The sequence below is a fragment of the Actinomadura meyerae genome, assembly GCF_900188445.1.
Lineage (GTDB): Bacteria > Actinomycetota > Actinomycetes > Streptosporangiales > Streptosporangiaceae > Spirillospora > Spirillospora meyerae.
This window is the reverse complement of sequence record NZ_FZOR01000004.1, coordinates 70927-83581: the sequence shown is the minus strand read 5'-3', so window position 1 is coordinate 83581 and position 12655 is coordinate 70927. Positions and strand designations below refer to the sequence as shown.

The following is a 12655-nucleotide window of genomic DNA, read 5'->3' as shown; positions in this document are numbered from 1 at the left end:
ACGACGCGGAGGCGTCCGCTCTCGAGCATTGGACTGGACGTCCGATGACTCAAGGAGACGATGATGCCGATCGAGGCTTCCGCCCCGGGCGGGGCTCTGGCGAGGCTCGCCCGGTTCTGCTACCGGCGCCGCCGGCTGGTGCTGCTGATGTGGGTGGCCGGGGTGATCGCCACGGCGGTCGCCGGGTTCGGGTACGGGGCGCAGTCCGACAACGACTTCTCCGGCGGGGACTCCGGGTCCGCCAAGGCGCAGGCGCTGATCGAGAAGCACTTCCCCGAGCGGCAGGGCGACACGCTCACGCTGGCGGTCAAGGCGGAGAAGGGGATCGACGACCCGGCCGCGCGCAGGACGGTGGAGGAGGTCGTCGCGAAGCTGGACGCATCGCCCGTCACCGGCCCGGTCGTGTCGCCCTACGACGACCCGAGCCTGGTGACCGAGGACCGGCGGATCGCGCGGACGACCGTCCCGTTGACGGACGTCGACCCGGCGAAGTCGGACGTGAAGCCGCTGGTGGACGCGGTCAAGGACGCGTCCGGCGGCGGTGTGGCGCTCGGGCTGGCCGGGGACATGGCGGAGAAGGCCGAGACGCCGCCGCAGGGGCCCGCGGAGAGCGTGGGAGTGGTGGCGGCGGCGGTGATCCTGTTCATCGCGTTCGGGTCGCTGGTCGCGATGGGCCTGCCGATCGTGACCGCGCTGATGGCGATCACCGGCGGCATCGCCCTGATGAAGCTGGTGGGGCACCTGGTGCCGTCGCCGGACTTCACGGTGCTCGTCGCGGCGCTCGTCGGGCTCGGCATCGGCATCGACTACGCGCTGTTCATCGTGACCCGCTACAAGGAGGCTTTGGCGGACGGCGCCGAGCCGGAGGGGGCCGTGGTCAAGGCCATCACCACGGCGGGGCACGCGGTGCTGTTCGCCGGGCTGACCGTCGTGATCGCGCTGCTGGGGCTGACCGCCATGGGGCAGCGGCTGATGACCGGCGTGGCCGTGGCGGCGTCGGTGACCGTGCTGGTCACGATGGCCGCGGCGGTGACGCTGACGCCGGCGTTCCTCGGCTTCACCGGGCGCCGGATCGGCGCGGTGCGCAAGGTCCGGGAGCGGCGGCCGCTCGCCGAGCGGTGGGCGGGCGCGGTGCAGCGCAGGCCGCTGGCCGCCGCGGTGCTGGCCGGCGCGGGGCTGCTGGTGCTGGCGGCTCCGGCGCTGTCGATGCGGCTGAGCCTGCCGGACGCCAGCGTCCAGCCGCACGACCGGAGCAGCTACGCGGCGCACGAGATCCTCACCGAGGGGTTCGGGCCGGGCTTCGGTGCGCCGCTGGTCTTCGCGTCCGGGAACGCGGACCTGGGTCCCGTCGCCGGGGCCGTCCGCGCGCGGGAGGGCATCGCCTACGTCACGCCGCCGGAGGTCAGCCGGGACGGGAAGGCCGCCACCTTCATCGCCTTCCCCAAGACCGGCTACCAGGACGAGGCCACGGCGGACCTGGTGCACGAGCTGCGGGAAGAGGTCCTGCCGGACGGGGTCTACCTCGGCGGGCCGAACGCGGGCGCGATCGACTTCTCCGACGACGTCGGCGCGCGGCTGCCGCTGATGATCGGCGTCGTCATCGCGCTGTCGCTGGTGCTGCTGGTCGCGCTGGTCCGGTCGGTCACGATCGCCCTCCAGGCGGCCGTGCTGAACCTGCTGTCGATCGGTGCCGCCTACGGCGTGCTGGTCGCGGTGGTGCAGTGGGGGTGGCTCGGCGCGGTCATCGGGTTCCCGACCGAGATGCCGGTCACGACGTGGGTGCCGATGATGATGTTCCCGCTGCTGTTCGGGCTGTCCATGGACTACGAGGTCTTCCTGGTGTCGCGGATCCGGGAGGAGTACGAGCGGTGCGGCGACACCCGCACGGCCGTGACGCGGGGGCTGGCCCGGACCGCCAAGGTCATCACCGCGGCGGCCGCCATCATGGTCGCGGTGTTCACGACCTCGCTGCTCGGCCCGGACGTGTCGGTCAAGCAGATCGGCCTGGGCATGGCGGTCGCGGTGCTCATCGACGCCACCGTGGTCCGGATGGTGCTCGTCCCGGCGGTGATGGAGCTGTGCGGCAAGGCGAACTGGTGGATGCCGGGCCGGCGCGCGGCGGTGCCGGCGCCGACCGAGCGGGCCGGTGAGGAGGTGCCGGTCTGAGCCCTCAGCGCCCGCCGGGGGCCACCAGGCCGGATTCGTAGGCGAGGACGACGAGCTGGGCGCGGTCGCGCGCGCCCAGCTTCGTCATCGCCCGGTTGATGTGGGTCTTGGCGGTCAGCGGGCTGATCACCATGTTCCGGGCGATCTCGTCGTTGCTGAGGCCGTGCGCGGCCAGGGCGACGGCCTCCCGCTCGCGGTTGGTCAGCTCCGCCAGCCCGGTGCCGGCGTCCGCGTCGAGCGGCCGGGCGACGTAGCGGCTGATCAGCATCCGGGTGATGGACGGCGCGAGCAGCGCGTCGCCCCGCGCGGCGACGCGCACCGCGTGCAGGAGGTCCTCCGGCTCGATGTCCTTGACGAGGAACCCCGCCGCCCCGGCGCGGAGCGCGTTGAAGACGTACTCGTGGAGGCCGTAGTTGGTCAGGATGACGACGTGCACGCCGGACAGCGCCGGGTCGGCGGCGATGCGGCGGGTCGTCTCGATGCCGTCCATGACGGGCATCTGGATGTCGACGAGGGCGATGTCGGGCAGGTGCCTGGCGATCTGCTCCAGGCCCTCCGCGCCGTCGGCGGCCTCGGCGACCACCTCGATGTCGTCCTCGGCGTCGAGCAGCGCGCGGAAGCCCCGGCGCAGCAGCGACTGGTCGTCGCACAGCACGACGCGGATCACGACGGCCGTCCCACGGGGAACTCGGCCTGGACGCTGAAGCCGCCCTCGTCGCGCGGCTCGGCGCGGAGCCGGCCGCCGAGGGCGGTGACGCGCTCGCGCATCCCGAGCAGCCCGACGCCCGGCACCGGGGCCGTGCCCGGCCGGGCCTTGCCGTCGTCGTCGACGCGGACGGCGAGGGTGCCGGGCCGGTAGTCGATCCGGACCGCCGCGGTCTCGGCGGAGGCGTGCCGGACGGTGTTGGTGAGCGACTCCTGGACGATCCGGTAGGCGGTCCGGTCGACCGCGGCGGGCACCTCGTGCCGCCGGCCCTCGATCGTCAGCGTCGCCCGCAGGCCCGTCGTCCGCGCGCGCTCGACCAGGTCCGGGACGCGGTCGAGGCCGTGCGCGGCGGGCTCGGCGTCGCCCCGCAGCGTCTCCAGGGTGGCGCGCAGCTCGCGGGTCGCCTCGCGGCCCGCGTCCTGGATCGCGAGCAGGGCCTCCGGCACCTCCTCGCCGTTCTTGCGGGCCAGGTGGACGGCGACGCCGGCCTGCACCTTGATGACCGAGATCTGGTGGGTGAGGGAGTCGTGCAGCTCCCGCGCGATGTGCAGGCGCTCCTGGGTGGCGCGCAGCCGGGCGGCCTCCTCGCGGGTGCGCTCGGCCTCGTCGGCCCGCAGCTCGGCCTGCCGCAGCGCCTCCCCCGCGGCGCCGGCGGCGATCAGCCAGGCCAGTTCCAGGACGCCCCGCGCCTGCGCGAACGCCTCGCTCATCGGCCCGTCCGCCGGGGAGGCCATGGCCGCGACGGGCAGCGCGAGCAGCAGCGCGACGCTCGCCGCGAGGGTGACGAGCCGGTGCCCGGAGCGCACGGCGGTGTAGACGGCGACCAGGTACGCGACGGCGGGCACGTCGAAGCCGACCGCCTTGTAGCCCACGGCGCAGAGTCCGGTGACGGCCAAGACGGCGATCGGGGCGCGGCGCCCGGCGGCCGGCACCAGGCCGCTCACCACGACCAGCGCGTACCCGAGCGCGTCGAGGCCGGTGCCGGGCGGCTCCTCGGCCAGCGCGCTGATCAGCAGCACCGCGGCCAGCCCGGCCGCGCCCACCCACCCTCTGGTCCGGCGCCAGACGCCGGACATGGCTGTGCTCATACGCGCACGCTAGCCGGGTACCGCCGCGCGCGACTCCTGCGCGCGGACGAAAGCCCGGCTACCGCGCGCGCAGTACCCCCGCGCACGTCAGGAAGCGGGCCGGTTCGTCATGATCAGGGGGCCGCCGCCGGGGGCCGTCCCGGCGCCGATCATGCCGGTGCCCGTGCCGGGGACGGCGGTGTAGTCGAAGCCGCCCCGCTCGCGCGAGCCGGTTCCGGTCCGCGCGGGCATCGGGATCGTCTGCCACTGCGCGCCGTCGAAGCGGTAGAAGACGGCTCCGGGTTTGCTCGGGTCCGTCCCGGTCCAGAGGGAGCCGTCCTCACCGAGGCGGTACGGGAGGTAGGCGGACGGAGGCTTGGGGGCGGCGGTCCAGCCCGCGGCGGTGCGGTGCATCAGCTCGCTCTTGCCCGGGCCCTGCACCCAGACGTGGCCGGGGCCGGCCACCAGCAGGGTGGTGTAACCCTCCGGGACATCCGCGTCGACCCACTCCTTGCCGTCCCAGCGGACGACGATGGGCCGGTAGGGGCCGAGGCGGCTGCCGCCGGCCCACAGCTCGGTGTCGCTCACCGCGAAGGTCTGGTGGACGAATCCGATGGTGCTGTCATACGTCGTCCACGCGCCGTCCTTCCAGCGGGCGATGCAGCCGTTGGTGGCCCAGACGCCGTCGTCCACGGCTTCGAGCTGGAGGTACTCCGCGCGCCTGCACGCCTCGGGCAGCGTGATCTGCGTCCAGCGGGATCCGTCCCAGCGGGCGACGTACCCGCCGTTCCCGTTGCGGCCGGCGATCCAGACGTTGCCGGGAGAGGAGGCGTCGACGTCCCCGATCTCCAGGTTCCAGGCGCCGGGCGGGTTGCGGTTCTCCCACCGGGAGCCGTTCCAGTGGCGGACGACCGCGTTGGAACTGCACACCGAGCCCGCGCCGAAGCCGGGGATGGACCAGTCGATGCAGGCCAGGCCCTCGAACCCGGCCGCCCAGACGTCCCCCGGCCCAAGCGCGGCCACCTGGTTCAGGCCGCTCTCGGGCCACAGCCCCCACGGCGCGTCCGCCGTCCGCCAGGGGCTCTCGTCCGCGCGGGCGGGCGCGGCGGCCAGCCCGGCGACGAGGGCCGCCACCGCTCCGATCGTCCATGCGCGTCTCATGCCGAGGATGATGGCGAACGGTACGGGACCAGGGCTTGTAGCAACCGTGACAGGAAATGCTGGCAAGTTTGCGCTAGGGTGCGCGACCCGGGCCGCCGCTCCCCCGGAACCGCGTCAGCGCGGCGTGGGGCGCGGACGCGGGCGGGCGCCGAGGGCGGAGCGCAGGACGCCGCCGAGGCCCTTGGCGGACGCGGCCAGGAACGTCGTCCAGTCGAAGTAGTCGCGCCACAGGGTGATGCGGCCGTCGTGCACCTCGAAGGTGCCGCAGACCCAGAACTCGGCGCGCCACGCCTTGCACTCCAGGACGTCGGTGCGCTCGGTGAGCACCACCGGGCCGTTCGCGGCGATGTTGTGGACGCGGGCCTCGAACCCCGTCCCGTAGCGGGTCATGGAGCGGAGCGTCTTCTCGACGGCGGGCAGGCCGCGGGCGGGCGGCAGCGGGACGTTCTGGTAGACCATGCCGGGCGCCGCGTGCGACAGGGCGCGGTCGACGTCCAAGTCCTCGAGCGCGGAGAGGAAGTCGGTGACGATCTGGATCTCGGTCATGGCGTTCCTCCAGAGTCGGGAGTACCACGGTAGTGCGGGAGAATCCGGGCATGCAGTTCGCCATCCTTGGAGCGGTCGAGGCCCGGACGGGCGGGGATGCCGGGGTCCGGACGGGCGGGGATGCCGGGGTCCGGACGGGCGGGGATGCCGGGGCCCGGACGGGCGGGGATGCCGTGCCGATCGGCGGGCCCCGGGTCCGGGCGCTGCTCGCGATGCTGCTCCTGGACGCCGGGCGCGCCGTCCCGGCGGAGCGGCTCATCGACGGCCTCTACGGGGAGGATCCGCCGAGCGGCGCGGCGAACGCGCTCCAGTCGCAGGTGTCGCGGCTGCGCCGCGCGCTCGGCGACGCGGCGCCGGTCGAGGGGCTCGCCGCCGGGTACCGGATCGCCGTCGAGCGCGAGGACGTCGACGTCCACCGGTTCGAGCGGCTCACCGCCGACGCGCGGCGCGCGGCGGCGGCCGGGGAGCGGGCCGCGCTGCTGGAGGAGGCGCTCGGGCTGTGGCGCGGCCCGGCCCTGGCGGACGTGGACGCGCCGTTCGCCGCGGCGCAGGCGGCGCGGCTGGAGGAGGCGCGGGCGTCGGCCGTCGAGGGCCTCGCCGAGGCGCGGCTGGAGGGCGGCGACGCCGAGGCGGTGGTCGCGGCACTGCGCGACCTGGTGGCCGCGCAGCCGCTGCGCGAGCGGGCGCGGGCGCTGCTGATCAGGGCGCTGCACGCGGGCGGGCGGCAGGCCGAGGCGCTCGCGGTGTTCGAGGACGGGCGGCGCGCGCTCGCCGAGGAGCTGGGCGCCGACCCGTCGAAGGAGCTGGCCGAGGCGCACCTCGCCGTGCTGCGCGGCGGGGCCGCCGGCCCCGAGCCGGTCCGCTCGAACCTGCCCGCGCAGCTCACCAGCTTCGTCGGGCGCGAGGAGGAGCTGCGGCGCGTCCGCAAGATGCTCGCGCACGGGCGGCTCGTCACGCTGCTCGGGCCGGGCGGCGCGGGCAAGACGCGGCTGGCGATCGAGGCGGCGGCGCGGGAGGGCGGCGAGGTCCGCTTCGTCGACCTGGCGCCGGCCGTCGCGGCCGAGGTGCCGAAGGCACTGCTCGGCGCGCTCGGGCTGCGCGAGGGCGGGATGCTGCCCGCCCCCGGCGAGCCGCAGCCGGACGCGCTGGAGCGCCTCGTCACGGCCCTGGAGGGGCGGCGCGTGCTGCTCATCCTGGACAACTGCGAGCACGTCGTGGCCGCCGTCGCGCCGATCGCGCGGCGGCTGCTGAGCGCGTGCCCGCGGTTGCGGGTGCTGGCGACGAGCCGGGAGGCGCTCGCGATCACCGGCGAGGCGCTGCGGCCGGTGCCGCCGCTGGAGCTGCCGCCGGACGGCGCCCCGGCCGGGGCGGTGCGGGACTACCCGGCGGTGCGGCTGTTCCTCGACCGGGCCGAGGCGGTCCGTCCCGGGTTCTCGGTGGACGGGGGCAACGCCGCGGACGTCCTGCGGATCTGCCGGGCGCTGGACGGGCTTCCGCTGGCGATCGAGCTGGCGGCGGCGCGGCTGCGGTCCCTGCCGGTCGCCGAGGTCGCGACGCGGCTGGACGACCGGTTCCGGCTGCTGTCGCGCGGGGACCGGGCGGCGGTGCCGCGCCACCAGACGCTGCGCGCGGTCGTCGAGTGGAGCTGGGACCTCCTCGACGGGGCCGAGCGCGCCCTCGCCCGGCGGCTGACGGTGTTCTCCGGCGGAATGACGCTGGAGGCGGCGGCCGGGGTCTGCGGCCTCGACGACGCCGACGAGCTGCTGGTCGAGCTGGCCGACAAGTCGCTGGTGCAGAGCGACGGGTCGCGGTACCGGATGCTCGACACGGTCCGGGCGTTCTGCGCCGAGCGCCTCGCCGAGGCGGGCGAGAGGGAGCGGTTCGAGCGCGCGCACGCCGGGTACTTCGCGGAGCTGGCCCGGCGCGCCGAGCCGCACCTGCGCGGGGCCGGGCAGCGCGAGTGGCTGGAGCGTCTCGCCGCCGACCACGCGAACCTGCACGCGGCGCTGCGGTGGAGCGTGCGCGCCGACCCCGCGCTCGCGCTGCGGACGGTGGCGTCCCTGTCCTGGTACTGGTGGCTGCGCGGCCGGGTGGAGGGCGCGGCGCTGGCGGCCGGCCTGCTCGACGCGCTCGGCGACGAACCGCCGGAGGGGATGGAGGAGGAGTACGTCCTCTGCGTCACCAACGCGGTCGCCGGCGGGATCTCCGGCGAGCGGGCCGTGGCGTGGCTCGACCGCGCCGCGGTGCTGCTGCGAGGCATCGACCGGGCGGTGCGGTATCCGGTCGTGATCGTCCTGTGGGCGCTGACCGCCGGGCCCGAGCGCACCGACTACGCGGTGTTCACCCGGCAGATCGGGGACGACCCGTGGACGCGCGCGCTGGTCGCGATGAGCGACGGGTTCGTCGCCCAGCACGACGGGGACGTCGCCACCATGGAGGAGCGGTGCGGCGAGGCGCTGCGGCTCTTCCGGGAGTGCGGCGACCAGTGGGGCATCGCCAACGTGCTCGACACCCTCGCGCAGGCGGCCGGCTGGCGCGGCGACCATGACCGCGCCCTCGCGATGCTGGACGAGGCGCTGGGGATCCTCGCGCCGCTCGGCGCGCTGGAGGACACCGCCGACCTGCTCTACCAGCGGGCGCGGGTGCTGATCGAGGACGGGACGCCGGAGGCCGCGCGGGCCGACCTGGAGCGCGGCATCGAGCTCGCCCGCCGGGCCGGCGCGCCCGACAAGGTCGCCGCCGGCCACCACGGGCTCGGCGAGGTGGCGCGGCTGCGCGGCGACCTCGCCGAGGCGCGGCGGCTGTACGAGCAGGCCCTGACCGGCCTCGCGTCGGAGCGGTTCATCGCCGCCGCGGCGCGGGGCGCGGCGCTCGTCGGGCTGGGCTGGCTGGCGGTCGAGGAGGGCGACACCGGGCGGGCCCGCGCGCTGTTCCGCGAGGCCCTCGACATGTCGCTCGACCACCCCGTCTTCGTCTACCGGACGGCCCTGGCGGCCGGGCTGGCGGGGGCGGCCGCCGCGGACGGGGACGGGGAGCGCGCGGCCCTGCTGCTCGGCGTGGCGGAGGCGCTGCGCGGCGTCCACACCGCGGGCGGGCCCGACGCCGAGCGCGTCGCCGCCGCGGCCCGCGGCCTGATCGGCGACACCGCCTTCGAGCGCGCCTTCGCGGAGGCCGCCGCCCTCCCCCGCGACCGGGCCGCCGCGATCCTCGCCGGCCCGGACCCGGCGGGCGCGGACCCGGCGGGCCCGGACCCGGCGGGCGCGGGAGCCGGGCGGACGTGACGCCGGACGGGCGCTGACGGCCCGCCGGGCGCGGCGCTGACGGCCCGACCGGTGAGCGCTGACGGCCCGACCGGTGAGCGCTGACGGCCCGCGCACCCCGCCGTCAGCGGACGGTGCGGGAACGGTCAGCGCCGCCCGCGACCGTTGCGGGCATGAACACCTCGGCCCGCAAATGGGGCACGTTCGCGATCTGCCTGCTGGCGGCGCTCGTGCCGAACATCGACCTGACCGCGCTGAACCAGGCCGTCCCGCACCTCAGCGCCGACCTGGACCCCTCGGCCACCCAGATCCTGTGGATCGCCGACGCCTACGGCTTCACCCTCGCCGGCCTGCTGATCACCATGGGCGGCGTCGGCGACCGGATCGGGCACAAGAAGCTGCTGCTGATGGGCACCGCGCTGTTCGCCGCGGCGTCCGCGGTGACCGCCTACGCGCCGAGCGCCGAACTGCTGATCGCGGCCCGCGCGCTGCTCGGCGTCGCGGGGGCGACGCTGATGCCGTCCGGCCTGTCGCTGATCCGCCGGGCCTTCCCCGACCCGAAGGAGCGGACGGCGGTCGTCGGCGCGTTCAGCGGCGTCGCGGGCCTCGCCGTCGGCCTCGGCCCGGTCGTGGCGGGCGCGCTGCTCGACCACTTCTGGTGGGGCTCGGTCTTCATGATCAACGTGCCGATCATGGCCGTGGTGCTGGTCGCCGGGCTGGTCGTGCTGCCGGAGTCGCGCAACCCCGCCCCGGGCCGGCTGGACCTGGTGAGCGTGCCGCTGTCGGTCGCCGGCGTGCTCGGCGCGGTGTACGCGATCAAGGAGGCCGCCGCGCACGGCCTGGACGAGACCCGCGTCTACGTCGCGCTGGCGATCGGGGTGGCGGCGCTGGCCGCGTTCCTCGTCCGGCAGACCCGGACGGCCCACCCGCTGATCGACGTCCGGCTGTTCCGCCGCGCCGCGTTCGCCGGGTCCGTGGCCACCAACATGTTCGCGATGTTCACCCTGGTCGCCCAGTCGCTGATCTTCTCGCTGTTCTTCCAGCTCGCGCTCGGCTGGTCGCCGCTGAAGGCGGGCCTGGCCGGGCTGCCCGGCGCGGCCGGGGCAATGATTGGCGGCGCCCTGCTCGCCCCGCCGCTGATCGGCGCGCTCGGCCGCGCCCGCGTCGTCGCCGCCGGCATGCTGCTGTCGGCCGTCGGGTTCTCCCTCTACCTGGTGATCGGCCTGCACACCTCGTACTGGCTGATGCTCCCGTCCATGCTGCTGGCCGGCCTCGGGATGGGCCTGGCGATGACGGTCACCGCCGACACCGTGCTCGCCTCGGTGCCGAAGGAGCGCTCGGGCTCCGCCTCGGCGATCGCCGAGACGGCGACCGAGCTGGGCGGCGCGCTCGGCATGGCGGTCCTCGGCAGCGTGCTGACCGCCGTGTACCGCAACGTCCTTGACCTGCCCGGCGGCGTCCCGGCGCCCGCCGCGGCCGCCGCGCGGGACTCGCTGGCCGCCGCCCTGCAGGCCGCCGCGCACCTCCCGTCCGCGCTCGGCGCGCAGGTCGCCACCGCGGCCCGCGAGGCGTTCGTGGACGGCATGCACGCCGCGCTGGTGTGCAGCGCGGGCTTCGCCGCCGCGGTGGCCGTGTTCGCGCTGGTGACGCTGCGGGGCGTCCCCAAGGTCATCGAGGACGCCGAGGAGCCCGACCTCGTCCCGCTCCCCTGAGCGGGGCGGGGCGGCCCCGCCGCCCCGTCCACTGGAAATGTGATATCACTTTGCTATGCTGGTGATAACCGAACGGTAAGCGGGCGGAATGCGTGCAAGCGGAACGCACGCGGGCGGGACGCACGTGGACGGGATGCAGGAGGACGGGATGCAGGAGGACGGGATGGCGGACGTGGTGACGCAGGTGGAGATGCCGAGGCCGAAGATCGAGGAGCGGCCGGCGCGCGACCGCGGCGGCTGGCTGATGCTGGGCGTCGCCCTGCTGTGGATGGCCGTGGGCGGCGCGTCGATCGCCGTCGGGGTGGCGGCCGGCGGTGCCGCCGCCATCGCCGTCGGCGGCACCGTGGGCGGCCTGCTGGTGCTCGCGGGGCTGGTCCTCACGGCCGGGCTGACGCCCGTCGCGCCGGGCGAGGCGCGGGTGCTCCAACTGCTCGGGCGCTACTCCGGGACGGTCCGCACCGACGGGCTGCGGTGGGTGAACCCGCTGACCGAGCGGCGCCGGGTCTCCACCCGGATCCGCAACCACGAGACCGGGCTCGCCAAGGTCAACGACCTGGACGGGAACCCGATCGAGATCTCGGCCGTGGTGGTGTGGCAGGTCGCCGATACCGCGCGGGCGGTGTTCGAGGTGGACGACTTCGTGGAGTTCGTCGCGTTCCAGACCGAGGCGGCCGTCCGGCACATCGCGGGCAGCTTCCCCTACGACGCCGCCGACCGCACCTCGCTGCGCGACAACGCCGACGAGATCACCGCGCAGCTGTCGGAGGAGCTCGCGCAGCGGGTCGCCTCCGCCGGGGTGGACATCATCGAGTCCCGGATCACCCGGCTGGCGTACGCGCCGGAGATCGCGCAGGCGATGCTGCGCCGGCAGCAGGCGGGCGCGGTCGTGGCGGCGCGGCAGCGGATCGTGGAGGGCGCGGTCGGCATGGTGCAGCTCGCGCTCGACCGGCTGGACGAGGAGAACGTGGTGGACCTGGACGAGGAGCGCAAGGCGGCCATGGTCAGCAACCTGCTGGTCGTCCTGTGCGCCGACCGGGACGCCCAGCCGGTGGTCAACACCGGCAGCCTCTACCAGTGACCGCGCGTAGCAGTGGCGGAGCGGAAGAAGATCCTGCTGCGGCTCGACCCGGCCGTGCACGACGCGCTGGCCCGCTGGGCGGCGGACGAGCTGCGCAGCACCAACGCGCAGATCGAGTTCCTGCTGCGGCGGGCGCTCGCCGACGCGGGCCGGATGCCGGGGTCGGCGCAGCGGATGCGGGGGCCCGGCCGCCCGCGCAGGCGGCCGGAACCCCCCGAGGGGGACACGCCCGGGGACGGCCCCGGGCACGGGGACGAGGACGAGGACGACCCGCCGGGCGGCGGGAGCGAGGACTAGCCATGGTCGAGGTTCCGGAGACGCTGCCGGCGCGGATGTACCTGCTGGCGTACGACCTGCGGAAGCGGAAGATGACCAGCGGCGGCGTGCGGCTCGGCTACCTGCTGCGCGGCGCCGCGCTGACCGAGCTGTACCTGGACGGGCGGCTGCAGGAGGAGCGGCGCCGCCCCGTCCCGGGGACGCCGGGGGACGACCCGTACGGGGTGGCGGCGCAGATCGCGGCGTCCCGGCCCCGGCCCTGGCGGCACTGGGTGCGCACGGACGCCAAGGCGATCGTCGCGGCGGTCCGGGACGAGCTGGAGCGGGACGGCTGGATCCGGGTGCGCCGCACCCGGGTGCTCGGCCTCGTCCCGCGCCAGGAGATCACCGTGAAGGACCCTCGGGTGGTGAAGCAGCTGTGGGGCGGCGCCTCGTCGGCCCTGCGGGGGCGCCCGGTCGCGCACGTGAACAGCTACGACGCGGCGGCGGTGGCGCTCGCGGCGGCGGGCGAGCTCGGCTCGGTGCTGCCGCGGACCGACCGGCGGCGGCACCGGCGGCGGATCGAGGAGCTGACCGCGCGCAGCGGCCCGGCGGCCCCGGCCGTCGGCCGGCTGATCCGGGCCCTGGACGCGTCGGCCGCCGAAGGCTGACCGGCGCGCCATTGCGGTTTCCTACAAGATCCG

The 12655-nt window shown here is 75.7% G+C and carries 10 protein-coding genes; 6 read left to right on the top strand and 4 right to left on the bottom strand.

All coding sequences use genetic code 11. The annotated features are described in order from the left end of the window. Nucleotides 1–63: 63 nt before the first annotated feature. Nucleotides 64–2166: an MMPL family transporter gene (locus CHF16_RS06325; protein ID WP_179271410.1), complete on the top strand. Its 2103-nt coding sequence runs from the start codon at nt 64–66 to the stop codon at nt 2164–2166. A gap of 4 nt (nt 2167–2170) precedes the next feature. Here the strand turns inward: CHF16_RS06325 and CHF16_RS06320 are convergent, their stop codons facing one another. The 4 genes from CHF16_RS06320 to CHF16_RS06305 all read right to left on the bottom strand — a co-directional run bounded on the left by CHF16_RS06320 (nt 2171) and on the right by CHF16_RS06305 (nt 5646). After that, nucleotides 2171–2833 (bottom strand): response regulator, encoded by a 663-nt coding sequence (locus CHF16_RS06320; protein WP_089324963.1) that lies wholly within the window; start codon nt 2831–2833, stop codon nt 2171–2173. After that, complete coding sequence (locus CHF16_RS06315; RefSeq protein ID WP_089324962.1) at nt 2830–3960, bottom strand: sensor histidine kinase; 1131 nt, start codon at nt 3958–3960, stop codon at nt 2830–2832. Before CHF16_RS06315 ends, CHF16_RS06320 begins: the two co-directional genes overlap by 4 nt. 87 nt (nt 3961–4047) lie before the next feature. Then, nucleotides 4048–5100 carry a hypothetical protein gene (locus tag CHF16_RS06310; protein ID WP_143227891.1) on the bottom strand — a complete coding sequence of 351 codons (1053 nt, stop codon included), beginning with the start codon at nt 5098–5100 and terminating at the stop codon, nt 4048–4050. Between the two features lie 114 nt (nt 5101–5214). Beyond that, nucleotides 5215–5646, bottom strand: coding sequence for a limonene-1,2-epoxide hydrolase family protein (locus CHF16_RS06305; protein ID WP_089324960.1), 432 nt, complete (start codon nt 5644–5646; stop codon nt 5215–5217). Nucleotides 5647–5696: 50 nt separating this feature from the next. Here CHF16_RS06305 and CHF16_RS06300 point away from each other — a divergent pair, with 50 nt between their 5' ends. The 5 genes from CHF16_RS06300 (at nt 5697) to CHF16_RS06280 (ending at nt 12622) form a co-directional block, all read left to right on the top strand. Beyond that, on the top strand, nt 5697–8927 hold the full coding sequence (locus CHF16_RS06300) for an AfsR/SARP family transcriptional regulator (protein ID WP_089324959.1): 3231 nt from the start codon (nt 5697–5699) through the stop codon (nt 8925–8927). 152 nt (nt 8928–9079) lie between these two features. Beyond that, nucleotides 9080–10618, top strand: coding sequence for an MFS transporter (locus CHF16_RS06295; RefSeq protein WP_089324958.1), 1539 nt, complete (start codon nt 9080–9082; stop codon nt 10616–10618). A 163-nt stretch (nt 10619–10781) separates the two neighbouring features. After that, nucleotides 10782–11696 (top strand): SPFH domain-containing protein, encoded by a 915-nt coding sequence (locus CHF16_RS06290; protein ID WP_089325088.1) that lies wholly within the window; start codon nt 10782–10784, stop codon nt 11694–11696. A gap of 12 nt (nt 11697–11708) precedes the next feature. Continuing rightward, entirely contained in the window at nt 11709–11993 is a 285-nt protein-coding gene (locus CHF16_RS06285) for a type II toxin-antitoxin system antitoxin (RefSeq protein WP_089324957.1), read from the top strand. 2 nt (nt 11994–11995) lie between these two features. Then, entirely contained in the window at nt 11996–12622 is a 627-nt protein-coding gene (locus CHF16_RS06280) for a GOLPH3/VPS74 family protein (RefSeq protein ID WP_089324956.1), read from the top strand. Nucleotides 12623–12655 lie beyond the last annotated feature (33 nt).

Excerpts from the sequence above, each read along its gene's own strand:
- CHF16_RS06280 (WP_089324956.1), top strand. The coding sequence starts at position 11,996 with ATGGTCGAGGTTCCGGAGACGCTGCCGGCGCGGATGTACCTGCTGGCG.
- CHF16_RS06325 (WP_179271410.1), top strand. The coding sequence starts at position 64 with ATGCCGATCGAGGCTTCCGCCCCGGGCGGGGCTCTGGCGAGGCTCGCC.
- CHF16_RS06310 (WP_143227891.1), bottom strand. The coding sequence starts at position 5,100 with ATGAGACGCGCATGGACGATCGGAGCGGTGGCGGCCCTCGTCGCCGGG.
- CHF16_RS06305 (WP_089324960.1), bottom strand. The coding sequence starts at position 5,646 with ATGACCGAGATCCAGATCGTCACCGACTTCCTCTCCGCGCTCGAGGAC.
- CHF16_RS06300 (WP_089324959.1), top strand. The coding sequence starts at position 5,697 with ATGCAGTTCGCCATCCTTGGAGCGGTCGAGGCCCGGACGGGCGGGGAT.
- CHF16_RS06295 (WP_089324958.1), top strand. The coding sequence starts at position 9,080 with ATGAACACCTCGGCCCGCAAATGGGGCACGTTCGCGATCTGCCTGCTG.
- CHF16_RS06290 (WP_089325088.1), top strand. The coding sequence starts at position 10,782 with ATGGCGGACGTGGTGACGCAGGTGGAGATGCCGAGGCCGAAGATCGAG.
- CHF16_RS06315 (WP_089324962.1), bottom strand. The coding sequence starts at position 3,960 with ATGAGCACAGCCATGTCCGGCGTCTGGCGCCGGACCAGAGGGTGGGTG.